Annotated in this window: 25 protein-coding genes; 8 read left to right on the forward strand and 17 right to left on the reverse strand. The window is 62.6% G+C overall.

Annotated features, from left to right (window positions below):
- Positions 1-21: 21 nt before the first annotated feature.
- Positions 22-1,887 (reverse strand): reverse transcriptase/maturase family protein, encoded by a 1,866-nt coding sequence (locus V474_RS21005; RefSeq protein WP_059153288.1) that lies wholly within the window; start codon positions 1,885-1,887, stop codon positions 22-24.
- Between the two features lie 646 nt (positions 1,888-2,533).
- Entirely contained in the window at positions 2,534-2,977 is a 444-nt protein-coding gene (locus V474_RS26325; RefSeq protein ID WP_021243494.1) for a hypothetical protein, read from the reverse strand.
- 211 nt (positions 2,978-3,188) lie between these two features.
- On the opposite strand from V474_RS26325, the gene V474_RS21015 reads away from it, so the two are divergent.
- The 7 genes from V474_RS21015 to V474_RS21045 all read left to right on the forward strand — a co-directional run bounded on the left by V474_RS21015 (position 3,189) and on the right by V474_RS21045 (position 8,073).
- Positions 3,189-3,584: a DUF3768 domain-containing protein gene (locus V474_RS21015; protein ID WP_021243495.1), complete on the forward strand. Its 396-nt coding sequence runs from the start codon at positions 3,189-3,191 to the stop codon at positions 3,582-3,584.
- A gap of 54 nt (positions 3,585-3,638) precedes the next feature.
- Entirely contained in the window at positions 3,639-3,932 is a 294-nt protein-coding gene (locus V474_RS21020) for a DUF7673 family protein (protein WP_021243496.1), read from the forward strand.
- Positions 3,933-4,219: 287 nt separating this feature from the next.
- Positions 4,220-4,399, forward strand: coding sequence for a hypothetical protein (locus V474_RS21025; RefSeq protein WP_021243497.1), 180 nt, complete (start codon positions 4,220-4,222; stop codon positions 4,397-4,399).
- 13 nt (positions 4,400-4,412) lie between these two features.
- Positions 4,413-5,177, forward strand: coding sequence for a ParA family protein (locus V474_RS21030; RefSeq protein ID WP_031290484.1), 765 nt, complete (start codon positions 4,413-4,415; stop codon positions 5,175-5,177).
- Positions 5,177-6,112, forward strand: a complete 936-nt coding sequence (locus V474_RS21035) for a ParB/RepB/Spo0J family partition protein (protein WP_021243499.1) — start codon at positions 5,177-5,179, stop codon at positions 6,110-6,112. Before V474_RS21030 ends, V474_RS21035 begins: the two co-directional genes overlap by 1 nt.
- Positions 6,113-6,599: 487 nt before the next feature.
- Positions 6,600-6,947, forward strand: a complete 348-nt coding sequence (locus V474_RS26915; protein WP_328514153.1) for a hypothetical protein — start codon at positions 6,600-6,602, stop codon at positions 6,945-6,947.
- Complete coding sequence (locus V474_RS21045; RefSeq protein ID WP_021243501.1) at positions 6,940-8,073, forward strand: relaxase/mobilization nuclease domain-containing protein; 1,134 nt, start codon at positions 6,940-6,942, stop codon at positions 8,071-8,073. The genes V474_RS26915 and V474_RS21045 overlap by 8 nt, the downstream gene beginning before the upstream one ends.
- Positions 8,074-8,104: 31 nt before the next feature.
- Here the strand turns inward: V474_RS21045 and V474_RS21050 are convergent, their stop codons facing one another.
- The 14 genes from V474_RS21050 to V474_RS21115 form a co-directional block, all read right to left on the reverse strand.
- A complete protein-coding gene (locus V474_RS21050; RefSeq protein ID WP_021243502.1) occupies positions 8,105-9,871 on the reverse strand; it encodes an ABC-three component system protein in 1,767 nt (588 codons plus the stop codon).
- Entirely contained in the window at positions 9,868-10,113 is a 246-nt protein-coding gene (locus tag V474_RS21055) for an ABC-three component system middle component 6 (RefSeq protein WP_021243503.1), read from the reverse strand. The genes V474_RS21050 and V474_RS21055 overlap by 4 nt, the downstream gene beginning before the upstream one ends.
- Entirely contained in the window at positions 10,110-11,018 is a 909-nt protein-coding gene (locus V474_RS21060; RefSeq protein WP_021243504.1) for an ABC-three component system protein, read from the reverse strand. Before V474_RS21060 ends, V474_RS21055 begins: the two co-directional genes overlap by 4 nt.
- A 155-nt stretch (positions 11,019-11,173) precedes the next feature.
- Positions 11,174-12,004: a type IV toxin-antitoxin system AbiEi family antitoxin domain-containing protein gene (locus tag V474_RS21065; RefSeq protein WP_021243505.1), complete on the reverse strand. Its 831-nt coding sequence runs from the start codon at positions 12,002-12,004 to the stop codon at positions 11,174-11,176.
- Between the two features lie 212 nt (positions 12,005-12,216).
- Positions 12,217-13,185: an LPD7 domain-containing protein gene (locus V474_RS21070; RefSeq protein WP_031290486.1), complete on the reverse strand. Its 969-nt coding sequence runs from the start codon at positions 13,183-13,185 to the stop codon at positions 12,217-12,219.
- A complete protein-coding gene (locus V474_RS21075; RefSeq protein ID WP_059153323.1) occupies positions 13,166-15,124 on the reverse strand; it encodes a type IV secretory system conjugative DNA transfer family protein in 1,959 nt (652 codons plus the stop codon). Before V474_RS21075 ends, V474_RS21070 begins: the two co-directional genes overlap by 20 nt.
- A 19-nt stretch (positions 15,125-15,143) precedes the next feature.
- Positions 15,144-16,148 carry a P-type DNA transfer ATPase VirB11 gene (gene virB11, locus V474_RS21080; RefSeq protein WP_021243508.1) on the reverse strand — a complete coding sequence of 335 codons (1,005 nt, stop codon included), beginning with the start codon at positions 16,146-16,148 and terminating at the stop codon, positions 15,144-15,146.
- A 2-nt stretch (positions 16,149-16,150) separates the two neighbouring features.
- Positions 16,151-17,380 carry a type IV secretion system protein VirB10 gene (virB10, locus tag V474_RS21085; RefSeq protein WP_021243509.1) on the reverse strand — a complete coding sequence of 410 codons (1,230 nt, stop codon included), beginning with the start codon at positions 17,378-17,380 and terminating at the stop codon, positions 16,151-16,153.
- A 5-nt stretch (positions 17,381-17,385) separates the two neighbouring features.
- Positions 17,386-18,243 carry a P-type conjugative transfer protein VirB9 gene (gene virB9, locus V474_RS21090; protein WP_021243510.1) on the reverse strand — a complete coding sequence of 286 codons (858 nt, stop codon included), beginning with the start codon at positions 18,241-18,243 and terminating at the stop codon, positions 17,386-17,388.
- Positions 18,240-18,929 (reverse strand): virB8 family protein, encoded by a 690-nt coding sequence (locus tag V474_RS21095; RefSeq protein WP_031290488.1) that lies wholly within the window; start codon positions 18,927-18,929, stop codon positions 18,240-18,242. Before V474_RS21095 ends, virB9 begins: the two co-directional genes overlap by 4 nt.
- Positions 18,930-19,257: 328 nt before the next feature.
- Positions 19,258-20,202: a type IV secretion system protein gene (locus tag V474_RS21100; RefSeq protein ID WP_021243512.1), complete on the reverse strand. Its 945-nt coding sequence runs from the start codon at positions 20,200-20,202 to the stop codon at positions 19,258-19,260.
- 18 nt (positions 20,203-20,220) lie between these two features.
- Positions 20,221-20,448, reverse strand: coding sequence for an EexN family lipoprotein (locus tag V474_RS21105; RefSeq protein WP_021243513.1), 228 nt, complete (start codon positions 20,446-20,448; stop codon positions 20,221-20,223).
- Complete coding sequence (locus tag V474_RS21110) at positions 20,445-21,155, reverse strand: type IV secretion system protein (protein ID WP_021243514.1); 711 nt, start codon at positions 21,153-21,155, stop codon at positions 20,445-20,447. Before V474_RS21110 ends, V474_RS21105 begins: the two co-directional genes overlap by 4 nt.
- A gap of 4 nt (positions 21,156-21,159) precedes the next feature.
- The gene (locus tag V474_RS21115) at positions 21,160-23,145 is read right to left on the reverse strand and encodes a VirB4 family type IV secretion/conjugal transfer ATPase (protein ID WP_236711372.1); all 1,986 of its coding nucleotides are present in this window, start codon (positions 23,143-23,145) and stop codon (positions 21,160-21,162) included.
- Positions 23,146-23,173: 28 nt separating this feature from the next.
- Here V474_RS21115 and V474_RS21120 point away from each other — a divergent pair, with 28 nt between their 5' ends.
- Positions 23,174-23,938 (forward strand): IS6-like element IS6100 family transposase, encoded by a 765-nt coding sequence (locus tag V474_RS21120; protein ID WP_001389365.1) that lies wholly within the window; start codon positions 23,174-23,176, stop codon positions 23,936-23,938.
- Positions 23,939-23,956: 18 nt separating this feature from the next.
- Here V474_RS21120 and V474_RS21125 read toward each other — a convergent pair whose 3' ends face one another.
- On the reverse strand, positions 23,957-24,337 hold the full coding sequence (locus V474_RS21125) for a recombinase family protein (protein WP_456237694.1): 381 nt from the start codon (positions 24,335-24,337) through the stop codon (positions 23,957-23,959).
- Positions 24,338-24,381: the final 44 nt, after the last annotated feature.

The raw sequence follows: 24,381 nt of genomic DNA on the forward strand, positions 1-24,381 counted from the left end.
CCCGAACCGTGCTTGCACCTTTCAATGCACACGGCTCTCCATTCCGCTGGGCATCCGGCCGCCATGATGGGCAACGTGACACTTTCGGCACAGGACGATTGTCCTGCGCCGTCGTGCCGATTGCACCCAAGGCGTCAGTTGGTCGCGCCGCTTGTCCTTCAAGCGATTGGGATGATGCATCTCGAACGGACCATCGGTATCGCCACATGCCTCGCATTGCTCGGCACTAAGACGCGTGACCAGATCGTTCGGACTCTGCGCAAGGCGAGAGCCTACCGTGATGGTGTCGACGATGGGGTTATCCCACGTCTTCACGATCAGATGCTTCAGTTTCCACACCTTATGAACGCGCGGCTCGCCCCGGACCACGGTCGTAATCCCGTGGTCCGACCCCATCTTCAGATATTCCTCGGCCTGCCGCCTCGTCGAGCGTCGCCGGCATGCCACAGTCGCGAAGAGGCTCCTGAGCATGACCAGTTCCAACTTGTCGAGTGACGCTTTCACGCCATCGGCGATCGCGTAGTAGTTCGCGAAGCCTCGGAACTCCGAGTTGTAGGCTACGATGATCTCCGGCACACTGGATTCCATGAGCTGCGGGCGCACCCGACCATTCCTCATGTCGAGGTTGCCGAGCTTTTTGCGCCTGCAGAACGCATAGACCCGATCCCGTGGCACCCACAGCTTGATATTCCCTCGCGTCGGCCGACGAAGAACGCTACGCGTTCCACCGCCGGTCTTTTGCCGCCCCGCCATTGTTCCGGCGGAGCGCAACGTGAAGGCGCATACATGGAAGCCAAGGAACGGCGATCCCTTCGATGCATCGCGAACCCCGGTTTTCTCCGGTGACACCGCCAGATTGAGCCGATCAGCGAGAAAGCGCTGTATATCGGCCATGATCCGGACAGCGTCCGCCTTGCTGCCGATCACGCCAACGAGGAAGTCGTCAGCATAGCGACAATACCGCAGGCGGCGGAAGTTGGGGTCCATGTCATCGACGGAAGAGAGTTTCCGCCGATCCTGTTTGACAGCTTCGATTAGCGCCAATCGGACGCGAACCTCGCCATCGCCCGCACCATCGGCACGGACTGCATCGATCTCCTTGCGGAGAGCGGCGATTTGCTGAGAGCAGGCAACATACGCGGGGTTCGCCCGCCGTCTGTCGCCTTTGTCGAAGCCCCGCCGCATCGACTCCATGAACTCATCAAGTTCATGGAGATAGATATTGGCGAGCAGGGGCGAGATAACCCCGCCCTGTGGGGTGCCGCTATAAGTCCGTTCGAACTTCCAGTCGTCCATGCACCCGGCTTTAAGCATTGTCCCGATCAGATCGATGAACACTGGATCATCGATCCGCCGGGCCAAGAGGCCGAGCAGGATGTCATGGTCGATGTTGTCGAAGAACCCGCGGACATCCACCTCGATCAGCCATTTTACGCCCGTCCAGGTTTTACGGATCTCTTCGAGAGCCGTGTGACAGGAGTGACCCGCGCGGAACCCATGGCTGTGTTTCGAGAACACAGGTTCATAGATCGCCGCGAGGACCATCCTCGCCGCCTCCTGAACGATGCGATCATCCGCCGTTGGGATACCCAATGGGCGCATCTTACCATTGCCCTTGGGGATATAGACCCGTCGCACTGGACGAGGGCGGTAACGGCCTTCCGCCACGCTTTGAACCAGACGGTCGAGCCTCGCCAGCGTCATGCCGTCGAAGGTCTGTCCGTCCACTCCCGGCGTCATCGCACCCCGATTCCGGGATACTCTGTCATAGGCCCGCTCATATAAGCAGCGGGACCGCATGAGGCGGTTGAGACCATTGATCCGCTTGCCCGCCCGCGACAGGGCCGGAAGCTTCTCGATCCGTCTCAGGATAGTAGCGGTCTGCATCAGCAGTCCCTTTCCATTGATCCATCGAGTTACAGAACTGCCGTCCTTCGCCCGGACGCAGCGGATTTCGACAAGGATCGCTCCCGCTTATACCGCTACCCCGTCCGCCTCGCGGCGGCTGTCCCGGCCATTACACCGGGCGTTTGACTACTATGACGGCTCCGTCGCCATGCAGGTCCGGCGAGCCGTCCTGTTTAGGCGATCCCGCAGTTGCGCGAGTGAGGAGTCGCGATGCGGTTAGGTGCCCCGTTCGTTTCCTTAGTCCCCTGACAGGGGCCACGCCGAACGGATTGGCAGCGATTCACTGGGACGTGCTCCTCGCTCCGCTCGAGACGATGTGTCAGCCGCGTTCACCGTCACCTACCTAGTGGTCGTTGGAAACTGGGATTCAGACAATCCAGTCTTCACCATGCGCATCTTGCCTGCTGGTCAGCTGTCAGGCTGCGGCGCCCAACTTCGATCCCTACCCCGACATGCTATGGTCCCGTCCCCCTTTCGGGGTCTCAGCCGATTCATCACCGGCCCCGGTAAGTCGGTCAGGCATGAGCTATGCCAATAAGCTCAGTTCATTCGAACACTCCTTTCTTCTTCGCGCCACAACGGCGCACGCCCATGCGGGTCACGATCCCTGCCGTGGGGCAGGCCGTCAACGGCGCCCTGGAACGAGCAGGTCTGCGGCATTCGCGAAAGGGGCTGGTCGCCCATGGGCGAGATGCGCTGGCGGGCACAGGCTCAGGCCGTCGCGCAGCGCCCCGTCGTCGAGCAGGATCCGCCACGGTTCGCCATGCCGCCGGGCGGCAACGTAGAAGGTCGCGCCATCGCACGCGACCATGCGGCATCGTTCCTGGCGATCGATCAGCGACGCACTTGCGCCATAGCGGGCGACCAGATCGTCCAGATCGGCGCGCATCAGGGCGCCGCAGCGGCGGCACTGCGTGCGAACCTGGATCAGCAGCCGCTGCATCACGCCCACGCTCAATGTCCAGCGTGGCCAGAGGGCAATGATCCGGGCGGTGTCTGTCATGATCGAGGCGATAGATAGCGAAGCCCTCGGTTGCGCGTCCAGCAGCACGTCCGAAAAGTCGGCCATGCCGTTCCATTTTCCCTCTCACCGCTGCACCGATCGTCCCTTCCTGGCTTGGCGTCCTCGCCGCGGCACTTGCCAGCGCAAGCCCGTGCCGGGCTTCTCCACATCCGTTGCGACCCTGCGGGTGCGCGGGCGCGCTATGCCCCGGCGGTCCGGTCGCCTGTCGAAAGGCCCCGATCGGCGGGGTCTGACACAGATCAGGAAGTCGAACGTCATGGCCGACCCCCAGAATGACAAAGTCCTATCCGCAGACCAGCGCATCGCGACTATCGCGCGGCTCAATGATGCCCTGCGCCAGTCCATCCATAGCCCGGGCGTCAACCAGGTGGTCATGACCGCCGGGGTCGCCGAGCTGATCGGCGATACTAGCTTGTTCCGCGGGTTCCAGCGCCGCGCCGAACTGTTGCGCACCGTGCGCGACTATGACGCCTTTGGTCCCGACGTCGATCCCCATGGCGAGCGTGATTTCGGGCGCTTCGAACTTGCCGGCGAAGCCCTGTATTGGAAGATCGACTATTATGATCGGGCGCTGACCTATGGATCGCCCGATCCGACCGATCCCGAAGTCACCACCCGCGTGCTGACGCTGCTTCTCACCCACGAATATTGAGCTATCATGGCCCCGACCCTGTCGGGGCCACCTTTTACCGAAAGGGATTCGCAGATGAGCGAGCCTGTCATACAAGCCCTCGACCGGCTTTTCGATCTGGCCGCCTCGGACACGGGGCAAGCGCGTCGCGCCGCAAACTTCCTGCTCGCCTGGTGGAATGCGCAAGACAATGGCGGGTTCGATCTCGCCGACCTGTTCGGCGTCGACCACGCCGTTGCGGCCGACATGGCAGTAGTGTTCGTCTATCTGGGCGGTCATCACGGCGCGATCTATCCCGACCAGCTCGGCTATGAGGACAAGATCGTCGCCCTGGTCCACCAGTGGCGGTTGCGTGAGCCTGCCGACTGACCAAGGCGTCAGCCGCGAGCGCTGATCGCGTCGCGCCAACCGAGCCCGCTGACGTTGCCGCCGGGCTGCGCACAATGTCTCACCGAGCGATGGTGACGCCGGCTATCCCCCTGACCGGGGGGATGGCCGAAAAGTCTGCTTGAGCAGACTATCGCCGGTGCCGTCTGACGCCCACCGGGTCTTGCTCCCCGGCACGAGAGGAGAGGCTGCGCGGCGAGAGCGGCCGCGTTTCGCTGCGCGGTGAGGGGACCGACCGGTTTCCCTGGAACATGCCAAGGAGACCCGCCGTGGCCGACTATTTTTCGCGTCATCCAGACCATGCGTTGCTGTTCGCATTCGTCTGCTTCGTCATCACCGTTTACCTGTTCCGTTATGTCGGACCCGGCATCGGCGGCGGTGGCGACTGGTCGTCGCGCGAGCATTATGAGCGCAACCTGCGCGATGGTCCGCACGACTATGAATCCTGACGGCGCGGCGCCGATGCGAACGATCGTCGTCAGCCTGCTCAAGGGCGGGGTCGGCAAGACATTTCTTGCGACGCATCTCGCTTGGTATCTTGCCGAGCGAGATGGCAACCGGGTCGCGTTTCTCGACCTCGATCCGCAGGGTAGTTCCACCCGTCGGCTCGCCGGCGAGCGGGCCGGGTGGTTTGCAGCGGATCTGTTCGATCCCGAGGCGCGGCTCGACCTGACCGATGCGCCAGGCATCACTGTTTTCGCCGCCGATCCGCGCCTGCAGATGGTCAAGGCGGCCGCGGATGTCCGCGACTTCCTGGGCCGGTTTCCCGCGCTTGGCGCCCATTTCGATCATATCGTCATCGACACCGGTCCCAAATGGGATGAGCTGACCTTGAGCGCGATGGCGGTGGCCGACGCGGTGATCGCCCCGGTCCAGGTCGCCGAGGATTCGATCGAGTGCGCCAAGATGCTGCTCACCGCGCTCAAAAAAGCGGAAGGGGCGAGAGGCGGGCGCAAGGTCGATTTTCTCGGGCTGTTGCCCTCGATGGTCAATCCGTTCGACCGGCGCGAAATGGACAATGCGGTCAAGCTCGCCCGCGCCGTGGGCCAGAAACTGATGTTTCCCGCCTTCATCAAGGCGCGACCGACTTACAAGCATTCGGCCGAACAGCATCATCCGGTCTGGCGCGAAACCGGCAGCGGCGCGAAAGCGGCCGCTGACGAAATCCGACCGATCCTGGCCGAAATCGTCCGCCGGATGGATGACCGTCGCCTGAGTGCGGCGTGATGGGCAAGTTCGATCAGCGCGCCGAAGAGTTCGGACTGCTTGTCGGTCTCCACGACAGCGCGCGGCGCGTCGAGGATCTGCCGCTCGACTGGATCATCGCCGACCCCGAAAACCCTCGGCGCGTGTTCGACGAGACGGAGCTCAAGGATCTTGCCGCGTCGATCGCCGCGCGCGGCGTCCTGCAGCCGATCATCGTCGCCCCGAAAAATGGCGAAGGACTTCATGTCATCCGCGTCGGCGAGCGGCGCTTTCGGGCATCGCGCCTTGCCGGGCGCGAGACTATTCCTGCCATCGTGATGGCGGTGGTGAACCGGGCCGACACGCTCGCCGATCAGATCGTCGAGAATGATCAGCGCGCGGGCCTCACCCCGCATGATCTGGCAACCGGGATCGAACGGATGCTGGCCGCCGGCGTAACCCAGGCGGAGATCGCCCGCGCGCTTGGCCGGTCGAAGCAGTTCGTATCGCTCTATGCCGCTTGTGCCGACATGGCGCCCTGGCTGCGGGCAGCGATCGATCAGATGCCGATCCGCTTGCTCTACGACCTCCACCGGGCTGCCCGCACGCATGGCGACGCGGTGCGCGCCTATGTCGAGCGGCTCGGCGATGAGAGCGTGACCCTGGCCGAGGGCGGCCGGTTTATCGCGGGGCTCAAGGCATCCGAGGCTCTGCCTGATACCGGGTTGCTTGACGTGCCTGCCCTGTCGAATGGGCAGGGCTCCGAGCGCGCTGCGCCAAGCAGGCCGGTTCGTGCTGGTGCTGGCCTGCGATCGATGTTCGGCACGGAGAAGTCTTTGGAGCCCCAGCCTCTTGATGCGGTTCGTGTGACCCTGGACGGGCGGACCGGACGTTTGATCCTGCCCGAGCTGGTCCGGGTGGTGTTCGACGACGGCGAGGAGATCGAAGCGCCCGTTGCCGGCATCGTTATGGGGTAAGCCATCGTCCGGGCGGGGCGCTCACACATTCAACCCTCACTCCGCGTAGAAACTATCGGGCTTTTCAGACAATTTTGACAGCCGCGCCCCCTTCTTCAGGGGCGCGGCTGTCTTCATTTTCTCGGATCGTGCTTATTGAATCACTCGGAAATATTGTGCTCTTTTGCAGATGTCAGGTCGGGTGAGATCCCTGGCTAGAGGGCGGGCGGAGTCTGCTTGAGCAGACTATAAGACGAGTGGTTTTAGGTGAGGGCCGGATAGGCTTGGCGCCGTCATTGTTAAACAATAGCAATGGGGTGTGGCGTTTTTTGGCCTCCGTCTGCCCGATGATCTCGCGGCGCGCTTCGATGCCAGGGCGACTGCCGCCGGCGGTCGCTCAGCGCTCCTGCGCAAGCTGATCGACGATGCGCTTGAGAACGCCGGGGACAGGTCGAGCGAGACGGCTTCGCCTCGGACCCGCACGACTGACCGGCTCCAACTTCGGCTCATGCGCGAGGATATTGAGAGGCTCGATGCGGCCGCCGATGCGCGCGGGCTAAAACGGACCGAATGGCTCGTGATGCTGTTGCGTCGGCGGCTTCATGCACATCCGCTTCCGCCGCGCGCCGACCGGGTAGAGATCGCGCAGTCCTGGCGCGAGCTCAACCGGATCGGCATCAATCTCAACCAGGCGGTCCATGCCCTTCATGCCGCAACCATGGTGGATTCGCGGCTCGACCTGGCGCGCGAGGCCGCGCGGGTCGCCTCCTTCCGTGACGAGGTGGCCGACCAGCTGCGCGCGCTTGGCCGCGCGCTGAAAGGTGATCTGAGCTATTGGGATACGCCCGATGACTGAGGACGATGACGGCGTCCTGCCGCTCCCCAGTCTGATGGAAGCCTGGCGACCGCCGGCCGGGGGCAAGCGTAGCCTGCGCGGAGGGACGCTGCGGATCCGTTCGGGTGGTGGCAAGGGGATAGGCGGGAGCGCCGCTGCGCCGATGTTGTCGCCGGCCGAGGCGCGCGCCAAGCTTGAGCGCATCGTGCGCAAGGCGCCCGAGGTCATGGTCAAGATCTCGGGCAAGCAGCGTGGGGCCAGGCACCTCGCCGAACATTTTGGCTATATATCGCGCCACGGGAAGCTCGAGGTTCGCAGCAGCGAAGGCGAGATCATCACCGACGAAAAGCGCCTGAAGGCGATCGCGGCCGATTGGGACATGCTCGATCAGGCGATGAACCCATATGGCAAGGAGCGACCGACCTCGATGTCGATGGTGTTGTCTATGCCCGGCGGTACGACCGATGCCGCGACCATCCATGATGCCGTCCAGGCGTTCGCGCGCGTCGAGTTCGAAGGGCAGTTCAGCTATATGGTGGCGCTCCACACCGACACCGCTAACCCCCATGTCCATCTGACCGTCGCGACCCAGGGTGCGGACGGGGCGCGGTTCAATCCGCGCAAGGCCGACCTTCATCATTGGCGCGAAAGCTTCGCCCATGAATTGCGCCAGCGCGGTATCACCGCCGAAGCGACGCCGCGCCGCGCGCGCGGCCATGTCCAGAAGCGGGTGCGCTCGCCGGCCCACCATCTGGAGGCACGGGCAGCGGGGCAGGGGAGGGATTTGGATCTCAACCGGCTGATCGAAGAGCGCGCGCAGGCGTTCGCACGGTCACAGAACCCAGAGCGGCGGGTGGAGGATGTGCTTGCGCTCGGCCGCCAGAAGCAGATCCGGGGGGCTTATGCAGAGGCCGCGGCAGCGCTGGCGGCAACCGGAAAGGACGAGGACCGCGCGTTGGCCGAGGATATCGCAGGGTTCGTGGCCGATATGCCAGCGGCGGTGTCTCGGCGGTTGCAGCGGGCGCGGGAGATCATGATCGCCGATCGGAGTTCGGCGGCAGCGGACAGCCGCAGCCGTAAATCGGATGCTTTGCCGTCGGCTGAGTCGGACAAAGTTAAACGCGAGCCCCCTGATCGCGAGCGCTAAAGATGTGGATAAGTTGGGGTAGGGGCGTATTTCAGTTAAAGCGCAGTCCGAATAGCCCGCCGGTTTCGGTTGCGTCGGTCAGCTTGGTGTCGAGCACATAGGCACTAACATCAAAGCCGTCACGAAAGCCGTCTTTCGGCAAAGCATCCGAATTCATCGTGACGATGTATTGGAATCCGACCGCGGCAGCATGATCGGCGCCGAGCTGCAACGCTTTGGCCACCTGCCGTTCGTCGACCCCGTCAAACAGATGACTGTCGTGAACCAGGAAACCCGGCCCCATGCCCCGGCGGGCGGTCAGTTCGGCCAGCATGAGATCGAAGCAGAATATCTGCATGTTGGTGATGCCCTTGCTGCGCTGGGCATCGATACGAATATCGACCTGGGGACCGTTGGGCGTGGCGCTGACCGTCAGGCTCCCGGCTTTTTCGTAAAGCGCGTTGGACAGATCCTCGAACACGAGGATCGCTTCCTCGATGATACTCTGACGTTCGTGATGATCGTCCTGAAGCGTCTTCAGGAGCCGGGCGCGCTCAATGTCGAGTTCGGCTTTCGTGCTTTCGATCTGCTCCGCCGTCGTGAGGCGTTGTCTCAGTCCCTCGGCGTCCGCCTCCGCGCGGCCGGCTTCCTGCTGGAGCGCTGCGTAATGTTCCAACGCGCCGCCGGATTGGAGGATGCCCATCAGCTGCCGACGCCGGCCATCGAGGGTTTCGCGTGCACGATCGCGCGTGCGGATACGATCTTCCGCGGCCTGGACCTCGGACGTCAGATGCGATCGCCGATTTTGCACGATAGCCTGGTGAAACTCTTCCACTTCCTCGAAGCGGCGACCGACCGAGCCCGGCAGTACGACACCGGCTTCGCGATAGAGGCGGTCCAGGCTGGTCGTCGCCGGCGGAAGCTCGCTGTCGATCGCCGCGCGCAACTGCAGGATCAGTTCCCGATCAGCGGTATTGTCGTCGCTGAGTGTCGAAATCTCGCGCGTGATCTGCGAAGCCTCCTGCTCCATCCCCGAATATTCTGGAACGACATTGAAGGTGTCGAGTTGCTCGCGCATCCTTCTGGCACGGGCTTCGGCGATCGTCATGCGGGTCCGGAGATCAGCCGCCGTGCCGAAATAACGGCCGAGACTGCCGTCCTTCGCCGCCTTGCGCAACTCCGCCATCGCGCGCTCTCGTGTGCGGACCTCCTGAAACTGTTGCGGCACGCTCGCGTCGAGGCCCAGGAGATAACTGATCGCTACCTGCTGATCCCAAGCCTGCTGCATCGAGGATTGCTGTGTGGGCGACACGAACCCGCCGCTATTCTGCCGCCGCACGAAATAGGAGAATAGAGATCGAAAGCTCGGCCGAAAGCGGCCGTTTGCTTCGTCGTCCACATCCGGGTTCAGGCGGAAAAGCAGCGCGCCCAATGCAGCGCGCCAATTTTCGTTGCTGATGATCAGATCGCCGGTCTTGGCTTCGAGAGACGGGGCGATCGGCCAATCGGATGTGTCGCCCTGCAATCGGATGCGGGATGGCTTGGTGCCGGATCGCGTGACATCGACGAGCGTCGGTCCGATATCGACACGGGCCTCGAAACTGAAGCCTGCCAGTTCATCGGAGCGGAAAATGCTGTCCTTGTCGGCATTGGCGCCGAACAGGAAGTGGATCAGCTCGACAAGGCTGGTTTTGCCGGCGCCGTTGCGGGACTGCCGATCGGTCGCCCCATCGCTCTTGTCAGCGAGCAGGATGTTCAGACCGGGCCGGAAGGCCAAGCTCTTGAAGCTCGGAAGGTCGCTGGAAAGGCCGTGGATCATGAAACGGTCTTCTGGACCAGACCACGATCGAACTGCACGGCCTTCACGATAAACAGCAGGTCGAGCGCCAGCACGAACCAGTCATAATTGATCGGTGCCGACACCGCCCGATCGCTGCGAGAAATGCGTATCTCATCCCAGAGACGGGAGACGGTCATCGGCTCGCGCAGGCAGCCGAGCACGTCGGCACCAACCGCCAGGAGCGCCCGATCGGGCCGGATATGTTTGGTCGGTAGAATCATATCGCGTCGATTCGAATCGCGTCCTCAAAGATGTCACAACGTTCAAAAAAGTAGGAAAGCACAGCCAGCACCGCGCCCTGGCGCGCTGGTTCTCCCGTCATACCCCCCGCGAAAGCCTGAAGCTCGCCGAAGATATCGTCCGGTGATAGCCCGACCGCCTTCAGGGCCTGATAGCGCACCCGGAACGCTTGTGCGATCTCTTCGCCGAGGTCGGGATCAGGCCAGCCGGCAAAAAAGGCTTCGACCAACTGCTCCCGGCGGCGGCCCTGCCGCAGCAGCCCGGCTGCGTCCTGGGAGAGGGCATTGCGTTCGAGCTTTGCGGCCGATGGCGCCACCAGCGATGGTTCCGCGTCCGGTTCCTGCCGTTGAATTGCCAGCAGCACCGGCCGCAACGCCTCGAAATCGAGCTTCTCCAGCACACGGCCCGATGGAACGGCGCCAAAGAGATCTTCGAGCTGGTGGAGCGCGAGCGACATGGCGATCAGCCGCAATTCCGCTTCGCCGCAAACGGCTAAGGCGACGTTCGGATTCGCGGCGTTGAGCGCGGCAAGTTTCTTGACGGCCTCGGCCGGGAGGCCGCGACTGTCGTTATGGACAAACTCCCACCGCAGCATTTTTGTCGTCCAATGGACGAGCGCGCCTGCGAAATCTTCATCGACCTTGGCAAGGATGGGTTCGAGTTTCATTGCATCGGGCGCATAGCATTGGAACACGGTGCCATCGCTGGCCCGGAAGCCATCGCATTTCAGGTCGCCTTTCGGACCGTAAGGACGGACGGGTTGGAAATCGCCTGGAAAGGCATGCGCCATGATACGGGCGAACAGGGTCTCGAACGCCTTGCCGCGCTCGCGCAGAAAGGCGTTCTCGAACTTGAGCCCATAGGCAAAGCGTTGCGTGTCGTCCAACTCATCCCCCGAACTTGACCACCATAACCTTTGGCAGAATCGGCAAGCAAATCTATTAATTTACGCCCATCGTCGGGCGATGAACGGCGCACTCAACTCCGGCAGGTCGGCTTCGCGCAAAACGCGCATACGGGAGAGATCGCGCTGGGGAATCATCAACGGCTCCGGATTATATCGAGTTCATCGGGCTCGACGTTGAGTCGGATGCGCCATCGGGCCAGCATCCTGCCCTCATTGGGAAACAGGGCATCAAGACGCTGATAGGTCGGCGTCAGCCGCGCGCGCAGCCGCTCCAATGCGGCTGCGTCGGCCAGTCCGTAAAATTCCAGAAGATAGCCCAGGCGGCGGATCACCGCGCCAACGCCGAGGCGAAGCGCGTATTCGATCATCAGTTCGACCCGCAGTGTATCGCGCCTCATCCAGAGGCCCTTGGCGACCTCCGTGACACCACCGACATATTGCGGATGGTAGAGACCATCGATGATGGTACGCTCGGGATCGCTGACCCTGACCTGCTCCTCGGATGTGATCCAGATCTCGGTCAGACCGAAGAAATTCTGCGGTTTGACGTCGACGAAGCGGAACTCATATCCGTGGATGTGCTGCGGGCGCAGCCGTTTGGTGCAGGAGACGATGATGGCCAACTGCGGTTGGGTGACCATGCGGTGCAGCTCGAGGGCGCTGCCGTGGGAGATGAAGTAGTCCGCATCGCCAACCAGTGTTCTTGCAATGAGGTAAGGATCGCTCACATGCTCGGTGTCACGGCCCCGCTCGAATGGCACCAGATTGTAGAGGCCAGGCTTGAGACGCGTGACGATGCCGCGCGCTTCCGTGTTTGCGACGAGGCTGCGTGCCGATGACGGGCTCAGACCTGTGATCTCGGTGACGTCCGCGAGCGAAAAGATCGGCCGACGGCGCTCGTTCAATTCGACGATCAGCTGGGCGGCACGAGGTCCAAGCGTCTTGAGATTATATCCTTCGCGCAATTTGAGCCTCTAAGTGCGATGTATGGCGCATTCGATATAACGACAATTATATTCTCTGGCAAGATTGTTGTGCCTTGCAGGACGCTGCGCGCAAACAGTATACATCCGGCAGGCTTGGGGTTAGGCCGCTCGCGGTTTATCAATCATGATAAATTCTCGGCCCACGCGAACAAACGTGGCGGTTCTTAGAGCAGTAGCCGATCGCTTCTCGGTCACCGAGACCGGCTGCGTTCTTGGGGCTTGGGCTCGCGCCCTGGACGAGGGATGGGGGGCGTGGCTGGGTCACGGCCGCGGACGACATCCTGCCTGACGATCGGGGAGGCGTCCTTGACCATTGCCGGGCGGATGTTCCGTCCCGCCGCGATATGCGCATCGAGCTGCGTGCGGGCGACGGTCATCACACGCGCAACCGCCTCGGGGTTGTCGAACAACGTCCGTCGGATCACCGCTTCCATCACGCGCATCTGACTATCGGCCGCACGATCATTCGGCGTGGTGCCACGATCGCCGCGCCGGGCATCCGACCGTTCCAAACCATTGCCATCGCTCCGCCGACTCATTCCGGATGACCCGCGGACAGCATCGAGATCACGGACTGCTGCCATGGGCGCAATCGTATTACGGCTCGTCTCTCCGCGGAGCCGGTCGAGCTCCTGGAGATCGCGATCATTGGGCTTGTAGCCACGTACCTCCAGCCCCTTCTGACTGGCCTCGATCCAGATCGATCGCCGAAATTCTTCCGATCCCGTGACGTGAATCCGATCCCAATTGCGGTGTTGGGCAATCGCCACCAGATCCTTGACGACCTCCTGGCTCTCCGTCGCCGTGACCAGACGCCGGCCCTGATCGCGAAATGCCGGATCCTTCGCTTGTGCCGTCGTGAAAAAGGCGGGTTCGCCCGACCATTTCGCCTTGTCCGCATAATAGCGCTTCCGCACGCTGTCGGGCACATCGCCCGCCTCGAGGGAATGCACCTTGGGCGCGTTTTGCGGCGTACCAACAGCGCTAGCATGATCAGGCGCTTCAGTGGGACCGTCTTTCAGTCCCCTAGGCGAGGACTTTTCAGGCGCAGCCGGCCCAGGCGCCTGCGCCTTGCGCCGTTCGGCGTCATCGATGCCAACGCTGTTGGTAATCGTCCGCGCCGCGCCCGATTGCTTGCGATCATTCTCTGCCATGGTCATGCCTCTCGGTCACAAATGCTGGAGATTGGGCGCCGGCACCCACCGGCTCGAGAACGGCCCGGGCCGTCATCGCCGTGACAAATGCAATAGCGGCCTGTTCGTCGCCGGGCGGTGGTAGATCCACCATGTTGCCGAGCACCAACATGTCATCCGTGATTTCGGCAAAGCCTGACAGTTCGTCATCGGTCAACGCGCGCGAGCTGGGTTGTGCCTGCTCCGCTACCGCAATCGCTGGACGGTCGTTCAACAGAACAGCCCGCTTCGCGCTCAGGGCCAGCGCTAACGGATCACTGCTGATCGCCTCGCCGGCCAATTTGGCGGCGGACGATACGGCATTGATCGCGATCGGACGGGACGCGACCTTGGGCGGGTCACTGATCCGGCTCGTGAAGCGCTTCGAGCGGAAACACTCGATCTTGCGGCCCCTGACGGGGGGAATGCCGCCGCGCATCAACAGAAGGTCGCCTTTGGGCATCTGCATCAGTTCCTGAGGCATCATCAGCGCGCGGCGCTGGTCTGATTCCGATATGCTGCGGTTGGCGAGCAGGCCATGAATTGTCCGGCTTTTCGATTTGACGTTCATCGTGAAAAAGCCGAGCCGCTCGGACAGTTCGTTGGCGACCTTCAGCTCCTTGGGTGTGAATACGATCTCGAGACCGCAGTTGGCGATGATCTCGTCTGTGACGTCCACGCCATAGATACCGCGCGGCTGGGATCGGCTCTGGATGACTGGCAACAGGCGAAGCCCGTAGCCTGCAACATAGGAAAAAGCCGACGCGATGACCGGTGCCTTGCCGAGGCGGGCGAACTCATCGAGCAAAATGAGCACCGGCACGCGGCCACCATTTTCAGGCAGTTCCCGCGTATTCAGGTCGATCAGCTGCTGGAGGAAGAGGTTATAGACGGGCGCGATCCGGTCTATATTGTCGGGCGACACGCCAAGATAGATCGATATCCGCTCGCGGCGGATCTGGCGCAGATCGAAATCGGTCTCCGACGTCGCGGCATCCACATAGGGATTGAGCCAGAGATTGAGCTTCGAGGTGATCGTCTGCTTGATGCCTGAAAAGGTGTTGTCGGACGCGGAGGTGAAGTCGCTTAGCGCCGAGACACAGGCCTGGCTCAGCCGTTGGCCGCGGCGCTGGGCCTCTTCGACGACCTTCGGCAGTTCGATTTTCGGATCGCCCGTCGTCAGTCGCCGATAGATTTCGCCGATCGTGAAGGGGAGGGCGGGATTGGCCGCGACAAGGGCGCCGACGCCGACAAAGGCGGCGCGCGCCGCTTCCGCCCAGAACGGATCGGCCTTTTCCGGGGCCGGAAACAACATGCCGCCGATCTTCTGGAGTTCATTGATCACATCGGTGTCGTCGAGCCGGTCGATGAAGCTCAAGGGATTGTAGCGGGCGCTTCGCCCTTCGGGATCGAGCGGATCGAACAGATAGACGGCTTGGCCATGCCGTGCGCGAAAACCAGCGGTGATGTCCCAGTTCTCGCGCTTCACGTCGAGCACCACCACCGAGTCTGGCCAACTCAGGAGATTGGGGATCACCACGCCGACGCCCTTGCCGGCGCGCGTCGGTGCCTCGAGCAAGACATGTTCGGTGCCGCCGAAAACGAGATAACGGCCGCCTTTCTGCCCGACGATGATCCCACTGTTGCTGCGCAGATGTTCGCGCCGGATCTCGCTTTCACGCGCGAACCGCGCCTCGCCATGGAGCGTGCGCCCCCGCTTCAGGATGATAAGCAGGATGACGAAAGCGATGGCGCCGGCAACCAACGCACCGCGCTCCAGCCACAGATGCAGAAGCGGATCGCCGCGGTAATACCAGAGCCATGCGGGTATCGCCGAGATCTGCATGTGCGGGCCGATCTGGTTGAGGCCGACCAGTGCGACCAGCACCGCGCACAAGGCACATGCCAAAAAGGTTGCCGCGAGCATCCCCGCGACGATCGCGACCTTAGTGAGCGGTCGCGCGTCCGACAGGCGGGTCAAAATACACCTCCTCGACTTCGAATTTTCCGGCGCGCTTGCGGGTCTGGACGACGACGTCGACGAGCATGTGCAACAGCCCACGGATATCGTCGCGGGCCAGATCGCGTCCGCCCTCGGACTCCTTCACCAGCAGGGTAAGCTGCTCGAACGCACCCATGGCCGAGCCGGCATGGACGGTCGTAATCGAACCAGGATGGCCCGAGTTCACATTGCGCAGATAGAAAAAGGCCGTCCCGTCGCGCAGCTCCTGCAGGAGGATGCGATCGGGCCGCATGCGCAGCGCACTTTCGAGCAGCTGCTTGGGGCCGACCTTCGCCAGGCCCTGTCGCTCGCTCGAATAGACCATATGCACGACATTGCGATGCTCGACGACGAGCTCGCGCGTATCCTCGATCGTGAGCAGCCGCTCGTCGGGCGGGATCAGCTGGATCAGCGCCTTGGCGAAGGTGGTTTTGCCGGAGCCGGTCGCGCCGCTCACCAGGATGTTCTTGCGGGCCGCGACGGCGGTCCTGAAGAAAGCCGGCCAGTCGCCGGCGTCGCGCTGCGCGACCAATTGGGCATCGACCTCGCCGAGGCCGCGGGCGGCCGAGCGTGTCGCGGTGAACAAACCTGTCTGGGCGAGTTGATCGATCGCGAGATTGACGCGCGAGGGCTTACGCACCGTGAAGGATGGTGCGCCAGTCGGCGTCACCGACGGAATGACGATCTGGCAGCGCTCCCCGCCCGGCAAAATAGTCGAGCAAATCGGGGTCTCGGCATTGACGTCCTGTCGCGTAAAACTTGCGGCCGCGACGGCCAGCGTCGCCAGCCAGTCGCTGTCGAGTTCGGCGACGCTATGCCAATGCCAACCGCGATGATCCTCGATACCGACTTCGCCGGGCTTGTTGATCACCAGTTCGGTGACCTCGACCGGTTCCAGCAGCGGCAGGATCGGCGCGAGATAATGGCGCAGGACGGCGGTATCGCTCATCCTCAGCGCCGCAACTCGAGATTGTAGACGTCGGCGAAGTTGAAGTCCTTGGCCACGAAGATCCCGACCTCCTCACCCTGGTTCTTCTTCAGCACCGGTCGGATGTTGATGCTGTTCTGGAGCGCGATGCTCGCCCCCTCGCTTGGGGTCCGGGTCGTGTTATTGAAGTTATTGCTGCCACCGGAGACGGATTGCCCCGCGATATAGGCGGCGTCATCGACAAGCGAGAGCAGCAACGCGCTGCCGAAGCGCGCCCAGAAGAAGGTGTCCACGGACCCGGCGATGCCGGCGCGGCCAAGGGCGTCCGACCCCGGCGAAGCCAGGTCGATGCGCACGCCCTGCGGCGTGACGGCGCGCGTCCACAACACGAACAGGCGGTTCTGCCCTTGCTGGATGCCGCCATGATATTCGCCGAGGACTTTGGTGCCCTTCTCCATCAGCACGACGCGGCCATTCTCCGAATAGACATCGCGCGGTATCAGGCACGAGGTGTAGCCTGGCTGCGCCGAATTCATCGCTGTCTGGAGGATGCAAGGTATCAGCGTGCCGGCAGTGACGAGATAGTTGCGGTTGGGCAGCATCGAGGCCCGTGCCTCGCCGACAGCCGAACTCTGTCGAAGCGCGTCGAGCGCGTTGGGTGCGCCTCGAGCGGTCGTATCGCTTGTACCGTCGGCGGCGCCGTCCGGACTGGTGGAAGTGCCACCTGGGCCACTTCCACCCGGCGACGGCTGTAGCGCATCGCGCCCTCCATAGGCGATCAATGTCGATCGCCGTGCCTGATCGGCCAGGTTCTGGCGCGTATTCTGCGGTGCGCCCGCCGGCGCTGCACCCGGTTGCATGGCAGGAACGATCTGTCCGTCAGGGCCAACGCCCTGCGCGCCAGGTGGAGGATTGATGACCGGCGCGTTGGGATCGGCGGTGATCGCGCCGAGCGGCTTGGGTTTCGCCGCGACGGCATCATACGCGATGGTCTCGCGCGCTGCCAGATCGGGACGTTTGGCCATCGACTCCGGTTTGCCCATCAGGCTGCCGGCATTATTAGCGCTTGGCCCCGAGTTGACCCACAAGATGCCGAGGACCATCGCCGTTCCCGCGAAAATCAGTGCGGTATTCCGCTTTGCCGGTGTCATCCCACCGATCGGATCGATGCCGCGCTCGCGGATGATTTCGTCTCGTTCAGGTGTTGGATCGCCCTGCGGGCGACGAGGGGCCTCGGCCGCAGTCTCGTCCATCGCGCTCACTCCTTCGGGTCTTGTATGGTGCGTTCGACATGCGGCGACGCTGTGTTGGTGCCGTGATCGACGCCGTAGGGTGTCGGCGCGAGATTATAGATGCACAGCACCTCCCGGTTCCGGCGCAGGCGCAGTTGAGCCGCCACGGCGTGGACGACGACGAACTCGTCCCGGACATCGAATGGGACCAAAGTCTCCGAACCGTCCGGGCGAACGAGATAAATCGCCGGGATTTCGTGGTTGCCGGGAAAGCGCAGGACCGTGAACTGGCCGTTGTCGGAGATCTCCGACGGCTGAAGATCGCTCGCACCCTGGACCTTGTAGTTCAGATTGCGTGGTCCATCGATGACGCCGTGGTCAAGGGCTCCCCGAACGGCGCTCGCCTGCAATGCGGCGACGCGCTGTGCTTCTTGCGTCGCGCGCATGCGGGCGGCACGATCAGCATCATCGCGCGGGTAGCGAAACCGAACCTGGAAGAATGTATCGCGGCTACCGCTGCCGATCGGTCCCCGGCGTGCTGTCAGTTCGAAGGCATAGTTGCGCAGCTCACCCCCGCGATTGGTCGTGACGATGAGGTTGGTCGGTCCCGCCCGCTCACGGGGCTTCAGGAACAGAATGTGACCGGCAACCGCCACTTCCCAGGAGACGGTGTCGCCGAGCGCGACATGTTCGATCGTCTCGTCGGCGCCGAGCACCACCTGGGTCGCCGTCCGGAATGTGCCGACGATCCGGTAGACCTGGGTCTCCTGATATTCGACGAACTTCACGCGTGGATCCGCCGGCCCACCGCGCGGAGTGTCCTCCGCGATCGCTGGTGTCGCGATAATGGCGAGAAGGCTCGCTAGCGGAAGGAGGCGGTTCATCGAACCACCTCGGGGTCCGCGCGGTAATTCTCGACCTGGAACCCCAATGGGTTGCGATAGCGGTCGCCCTCCGCCATCGGCGCGTTCGTGTACCGGAAGGTGACCGTCGCGATCCAGTCGCTGCTTTGCGTATCGGTGTCGGTCTGCACTGTTCGCGTGAAGCGGACGTTGGCGACACGATCGTTGATGAACGCAATATTCCGCACGCGGGCCTGGACGACCGCACCCTTGCCCCACACGACCTGTGGACTCGCGGCGTTGTTCGAGCTGAAAAACCGGCCCCAGCGTTGCTGCTCGCCTGGTTCGGACAGGATAGTGACAGCCCGGAAATTCTCTTCGGCCGCCGCCGGCAACCAGCTCTCCCGGGTTCGAACATATTGCGCGAGGAAAAATTTCGTGACTGCCTCGTCGTAGCGCATCGGCTTCTGGGTGACGGTGGTTTGCACGTCGACCGCGCCCGTCGTTTGGTTGACCCGAATGATGTACGGCATGACCGTTTTCAACGGGGCAAGGCCCGCGAGTGCGAAGCCCTCCGCGGTCGCGGCAAGCAGGCCCAGGCCGGCCACGACCCAAGCGATGCGTTCGGACCGTAACGATTTGCGCTGACGGTCCTGATCCCAGGATCGGGCATGGCCGAAATAGAGTTCGGCGTCCTTGGTCGGCACGCCTTTGGTCTGCTTCCGCATGATCAGCAACTTCCATAGGTGCTGGGAGCCGCTCGCGCCGATGTCTTCTCGGACAGGGGAACGGGCGGGGGCGGTGTGCCGCGATCAGCGGGTTGCTTGATCTGCGGCACGGGTGGTGGGGCAGGGGGCGCCACCACGGCGGGGATCGGCGAGCCCGGCAGAACGCTCCCGTAGATGTTCACGTCGCGCAGGTGCTTGCCATTGCAGACGGGCAGCTTCTTCGGCCCGGAGGCACCTTGGGCGAGCGCTGGGAGAAGGGCGATGACGACGGCCGATCGTCGGAGCGCACGGATTGTCGTGGATGGCCTCGTCATTGGGTGTTCCTTCCTCATGCGCGGCTCACCGCACCGCCGCGCTGAGCGGCCCGTTCGAGATTGCGACTGTTGCGAGCGATGCGGCGTTGCTGGAACGGTGCCGCCATGGACCCCCACGCAGAGCCGGCGAAAGCGCCGATGCCGGCGGACGCGCCCCCGGCAATGCCGGTCGCGATAGAGGGGGCCTGAAAGAAGAAAATCGTTCCCAAGAAAATATAAACGGCGAACAGCACCGCACCCAAGGCGGCGTCTCCAACACCTTCGGATGCGGTAATCGCGGTAGCACCAAGGTCAGTGATCAAGGCCGTGATCGCGATGATCACTGCCATCAGCACAATGAAGTTGAAGGCCTGCCCGAGCCAGCCGTGGAATAGCCTTTGAGTGGTCTCGAAGAGCGAAAGGGCGATGAAGATCGGTCCGAGCGCGATGATGATGGCCAGCGCCACCTTCGCGAAAACGGTGATGGAAAAGCCGATCGCCGCAGATAGTCCGGCAAGCGCTTTAAGACCCAGGCTCAAGACGTACAAAACGAGCTTGTATGGGTTGATATCGCTGTAGGTTGCCGCCTCGGTCTCGATCCTCGCGATAATAACGTCACACTGGCTGAAATAGTCGTCGAACACGTTGCCAACACTTGTGACGGTGTGCCCCGCCAACGCCTGCGAGATCGCATCAGGCATGCCGTGAAACAGGGGATTAGTTACCCACTCCGTGTATGCGACCGTTGTGGCCGCAACGTAGAGCAAACACAGTTTCACCATTCGGTAGACAAGCTCGCCCCAAGGCTCGCTGACGATGCCGCGCATCACCATGTAGCCGAACAGCGCGATATAGATGACCAAACCAAGCGCGAGTGGGCCGCGCATAACCTCGATGACATTGTTCAAGCGCTCGTTGAGGAACATGTCGAGCTTGCCGTCGATGTTGGTGTAGAGAGTGGTGAAGAGCCCGTCGGCCATCTCATCTTTCCATCACGGTCAATGGGCCGGCGACAGCGAGCGCAGCTTTTGATCAAGCGTCTTCACACTCTCTGCGTTTGAGCATTCCTGTGCGTCGCGATGCGTGCCATCGGCGCACGCCTTCAGGACTTCCGCGAGCTCTTGGGGGTGGGCTTTGAGGTAATCCTTTCCGCGCGCGGGGGGTTGGCACGCGACCAGAAATGCCGGGACCAAAAGCGCGAATGTCTTGAAGATGGTTGCCTTCATTGATGGAGGCTCCCAAGCTTTCTTGCTAAGATTTGCTCGCTCTCCTGCTGCGATCGAATCCGCTGCTCCGCTTGCTGCCTCATTGTGAGAGCCTGAAGTTGCACTGCGTCGTTCTGGATATGAGCATTTTCCACGCCGACACGGGCTTGGATATCCATCACGTCCTTCGCGTCTGACGCGGTGTCGAGCGACGAGCGCAGTTCCTCGAGACCCGTCGTCCGCTGGGCGGTGACGCCATACGCTGCCTCGGCAATGGCCGCGTCGCGCGCCGCCATGTCACCATTTCGGGAGATGGAATCGCGGTTCGAGCGCTCGAAAGCCGTCGCATCCGGGCGCAGCTCGGGAAGCTCGACACGGTTGCTTCTACGGATCCGATCTGCGGCGGTCCCAAGGCTACCGAGGCCTGTGGTGTCGGATGACATGAGGCGCTGAATATCCCGTGCTTCGCTCGGCAAGAGGTGGCGAACAGCATCGGTGTTCAGGGACGAGGCAATCTGATTGACGTTCGTCAGCTTGTTGACGCTGTTGTAGAGCTCGGTTGCCTGCGAAATCTGCTGTTTGCCCTGCTCGATCATCGACAGCGTGTTCTTCACCGTCGAGAGCGTCTGCAGGAAGGTACTGGAGTCATAGACCGGAATGCCTTGCGCGAACGCCGGCATGGACATTGCCAGTCCGCCGACAATCGCGAGCGCTCGAATTGCTATCATGACCTTATCCTTTCCTTCTGGTGGTGACCCGACGGCGCTCGTGAAAGACGGGCAGCCAGTCGCTGGGATCGTCGCCATGTTCGCGGCGAACCTGATCGAGGATTCCAACGGTTTCGGTGGTGCCCGAGAGGACGGCCAGTTCGTCGGACAGGCCGCCGAGATCGAGTTCCACGACTATGGAATCGTGCCCCTGCTTGACCAGAAACCGCCGGCTTTCGGGGATCAGATCGTTTCTGATGAGTTTGAACTCGGCGCGGGTGAGGCCAAGCCCATCGATATAGTCGACCTCCCGGCCGTGGGGGTTGGGCAAGAGGATCTTGGTGGCGACCTGCTCCATGATGCTATGCGAGATGTCCGAGCGCAGCGCGTCGGCCGGGCTTTGCGTGCCGAAGACCAGAAAGGCATTTTGCTTCCGGTAGGTCTTGAGGCCATCCTGCGCGAAGGCGCGGAACGCGTCGTCGCCCAGCGCCTTCCAGAACTCGTCGATGTCGATTACGAGGCGACGGCCATCGAGCAGCGCATCGACCCGGTGGAACATGTACATCATCAGCGGGGTGCGGATCTCGGGATTGTCGAGGAAATCCGTCATGTCGAAACCGATGAACCGGGCTTCGAGCGTCAACTCATCGCGGTCATTATCGAACACCCAGCCAAGCGCTCCGCCGCGCGACCATTTCTCAAGCCGCGCGCCGATACCTTCCGGATCGCGCTGCCCGAGCAACTGTCGCAGCGCGAGGATGGACCGCTCCTCCGGGGGAAGGCGTCCGATCGAGAGGATGCCCTCGTCAATCATCCGCTCCTGCGTGACGCCGAGCTGGGTGCCCGAGGGGGTCACCAGATGCCGGATCAGCCTGCCGAGGAAGACGATGTTGCCCGGGTTCTGCTCGAGCGCGCGGAGCGGCGCGAAGCCGGTCGGCACGCCGTTGCGCAGCGCCAGATACGTACCACCGGATGACCGCACATAGATCTCGGCGCCTCGGTCCTTGTCGATGAAGATCTGCTGCGCGCCCGTTTTCTCGAGTTGCGCCATCAGAAAATTCTGGACGACAGTCTTGCCGCCTCCCGACGGACCGATGATCAGCGTGTGGCCAAGATCGTTCACATGAAAATTGAAGTAGAAGGGCGACTGAGCCGCGGTCTTCATCAACGCGATGGCAGCACCCCAATGGTTGCCCTCCGCCTTGCCGGCAGGAAAGGTGTGAAAGGGGGAGAGTGCGGCGAAATTGCGTGACGTGATCGCCGCCGGCCGCGCACGCCACGCAAAGTTGCCCGGCAGCTGCGACCAGAAAGCGGCTTCCAGCGCCGGGCCTTCCCGCGCCGAGACCAGACCGGCATCGGCGAGCGCGGCCCGTGCCGTCGAAAGATTCTCGGCCAGGCGTTTCTGATTTTCACCGAAGACCGCGAGCGAGAAATGATGCTCGCCCAGGACAAAGCGATTGCTCTGCAGATCGTCGGCCGCGTCGGCCAGCTCAAGCGCCTGGCTTGCAGCGGCATCCTCGGTCGATGCCATCTGGTTCTGACGCCGCCGCAAGCGCTCGGAGGCCCGCGCCTTGCCCATGAACGCAAAGGACTGCGTGACGACGAACGCGAAATCCTGGCTGAGGAGCGCGTTCATCTGGCCGGGTCGCGTCATGGCCGGATATTCGCGGATACCGAACAGGCCGACGAAGCGGCTCGTATCATGCGCGCGCACCTCGACCGTCTCGCGGCCGAAGATAACGCGTTCCCCATAGATGGCGGAACCAAGATGGCCGCGGACCAGCGGCACCCTGCCGGCGCGGCCCATCATCACCAACTCGAGAACCTCGAGCGGTTGGGAAAACATCAGGCCATTATGCTCGTAGAGGTGCAGACGTTGGGGTCGGCAGCGTGCGAGGAGCTTCTCGATATCGCGCGCCTTGTCCTCGAAGCGTGCGAGCTCGTCTTCGTCGACTTCGGTCCCTTCCTTGCGCGCCGAGGCTCTGTTGCAAAAATCGTGAAGCTTGAGCATGCTTGGCGGAGATTGGACGGACGGAACGATGACGGATTTCAAGTGGCGCCATTTCCAGGGTGATGTGATCCTGTGGGCGGTGCGCTGGTATTGTCGCTATCCGATCAGCTATCGCGACCTTGAGGAAATGCTGGCGGAACGCGGCATTTCGGTCGACCATACGACGATCTATCGCTGGGTCCAGTGCTACGCCCCGGAGATGGAGAAGCGGCTGCGCTGGTTCTGGCGGCGTGGCTTTGATCCGAGCTGGCGCCTGGATGAAACCTACGTCAAGGTGCGGGGCAAGTGGACCTACCTGTACCGGGCAGTCGACAAGCGGGGCGACACGATCGATTTCTACCTGTCGCCGACCCGCAGCGCCAAGGCAGCGAAGCGGTTCCTGGGCAAGGCCCTGCGAGGCCTGAAGCACTGGGAAAAGCCTGCCACGCTCAATACCGACAAAGCGCCGAGCTATGGTGCAGCGATCACCGAATTGAAGCGCGAAGGAAAGCTGGACCGGGAGACGGCCCACCGGCAGGTGAAGTATCTCAATAACGTGATCGAGGCCGATCACGGAAAGCTCAAGATACTGATCAAGCCGGTGCGCGGTTTCAAATCGATCCCCACGGCCTATGCCACGATCAAGGGATTCGAAGTCATGCGAGCCCTGCGCAAAGGACAGGCTCGCCCCTGGTGCCTGCAGCCCGGCATCAGGGGCGAGGTGCGCCTTGTGGAGAGAGCTTTTGGCATTGGGCCCTCGGCGCTGACGGAGGCCATGGGCATGCTCAACCACCATTTCGCAGCAGCCGCCTGATCGGCGCAGAGCGACAGCCTACCTCTGACTGCCGCCAANGGCCGTGGTGGTGTCAATCGCCTCGGTCAGCGAGCGGAAGCCCGCGCCCGCCGCCTCGATCCGCTCCATAATGTGCAGCAGATCCTTGAGGCTGCGCGATAGCCGGTCGAGTTTCCAGACGACGACGACGTCACTGTCGCGTAACTGGCCGATCATCTCCAGGAGCTTTGGCCGGTCCCAGCGCCCGCCACTGGCAATTTCCTCGAACACGCGCCTGCACCCAGCCGCGTCGAGGGCGCGGCGCTGGGCGGCGTTCGACTGCTCGTCACCCTTCGACACCCGCGCATAGCCGATCAGATAGGGTGCCCTGGTCAAATCCTGCCTTTCACAAACGGCCGTATCTGGAGGCGGAAACAGCATGCACCAATTTCCGCAGCCTTGGGTCTTTCACAATCCTCTTTCAC

Source organism: Novosphingobium barchaimii LL02 (assembly GCF_001046635.1).
GTDB classification, from domain to species: domain Bacteria; phylum Pseudomonadota; class Alphaproteobacteria; order Sphingomonadales; family Sphingomonadaceae; genus Novosphingobium; species Novosphingobium barchaimii.

Coding starts and splice junctions, on each gene's coding strand:
- V474_RS21030 (WP_031290484.1), top strand. CDS start 4,413: ATGCGAACGATCGTCGTCAGCCTGCTCAAGGGCGGGGTCGGCAAGACA.
- V474_RS26325 (WP_021243494.1), bottom strand. CDS start 2,977: ATGGCCGACTTTTCGGACGTGCTGCTGGACGCGCAACCGAGGGCTTCG.
- virB11 (WP_021243508.1), bottom strand. CDS start 16,148: ATGAGCGATACCGCCGTCCTGCGCCATTATCTCGCGCCGATCCTGCCG.
- V474_RS21035 (WP_021243499.1), top strand. CDS start 5,177: ATGGGCAAGTTCGATCAGCGCGCCGAAGAGTTCGGACTGCTTGTCGGT.
- V474_RS21120 (WP_001389365.1), top strand. CDS start 23,174: ATGACGGATTTCAAGTGGCGCCATTTCCAGGGTGATGTGATCCTGTGG.
- V474_RS21020 (WP_021243496.1), top strand. CDS start 3,639: ATGAGCGAGCCTGTCATACAAGCCCTCGACCGGCTTTTCGATCTGGCC.
- virB9 (WP_021243510.1), bottom strand. CDS start 18,243: ATGAACCGCCTCCTTCCGCTAGCGAGCCTTCTCGCCATTATCGCGACA.
- V474_RS21095 (WP_031290488.1), bottom strand. CDS start 18,929: ATGCGGAAGCAGACCAAAGGCGTGCCGACCAAGGACGCCGAACTCTAT.
- V474_RS21070 (WP_031290486.1), bottom strand. CDS start 13,185: ATGACCATGGCAGAGAATGATCGCAAGCAATCGGGCGCGGCGCGGACG.
- V474_RS21110 (WP_021243514.1), bottom strand. CDS start 21,155: ATGATAGCAATTCGAGCGCTCGCGATTGTCGGCGGACTGGCAATGTCC.
- V474_RS21115 (WP_236711372.1), bottom strand. CDS start 23,145: ATGCTCAAGCTTCACGATTTTTGCAACAGAGCCTCGGCGCGCAAGGAA.
- virB10 (WP_021243509.1), bottom strand. CDS start 17,380: ATGGACGAGACTGCGGCCGAGGCCCCTCGTCGCCCGCAGGGCGATCCA.
- V474_RS21100 (WP_021243512.1), bottom strand. CDS start 20,202: ATGGCCGACGGGCTCTTCACCACTCTCTACACCAACATCGACGGCAAG.
- V474_RS21050 (WP_021243502.1), bottom strand. CDS start 9,871: ATGATCCACGGCCTTTCCAGCGACCTTCCGAGCTTCAAGAGCTTGGCC.
- V474_RS26915 (WP_328514153.1), top strand. CDS start 6,600: ATGCGCGAGGATATTGAGAGGCTCGATGCGGCCGCCGATGCGCGCGGG.
- V474_RS21005 (WP_059153288.1), bottom strand. CDS start 1,887: ATGCAGACCGCTACTATCCTGAGACGGATCGAGAAGCTTCCGGCCCTG.
- V474_RS21045 (WP_021243501.1), top strand. CDS start 6,940: ATGACTGAGGACGATGACGGCGTCCTGCCGCTCCCCAGTCTGATGGAA.
- V474_RS21055 (WP_021243503.1), bottom strand. CDS start 10,113: ATGATTCTACCGACCAAACATATCCGGCCCGATCGGGCGCTCCTGGCG.
- V474_RS21015 (WP_021243495.1), top strand. CDS start 3,189: ATGGCCGACCCCCAGAATGACAAAGTCCTATCCGCAGACCAGCGCATC.
- V474_RS21105 (WP_021243513.1), bottom strand. CDS start 20,448: ATGAAGGCAACCATCTTCAAGACATTCGCGCTTTTGGTCCCGGCATTT.
- V474_RS21075 (WP_059153323.1), bottom strand. CDS start 15,124: ATGCTCGCGGCAACCTTTTTGGCATGTGCCTTGTGCGCGGTGCTGGTC.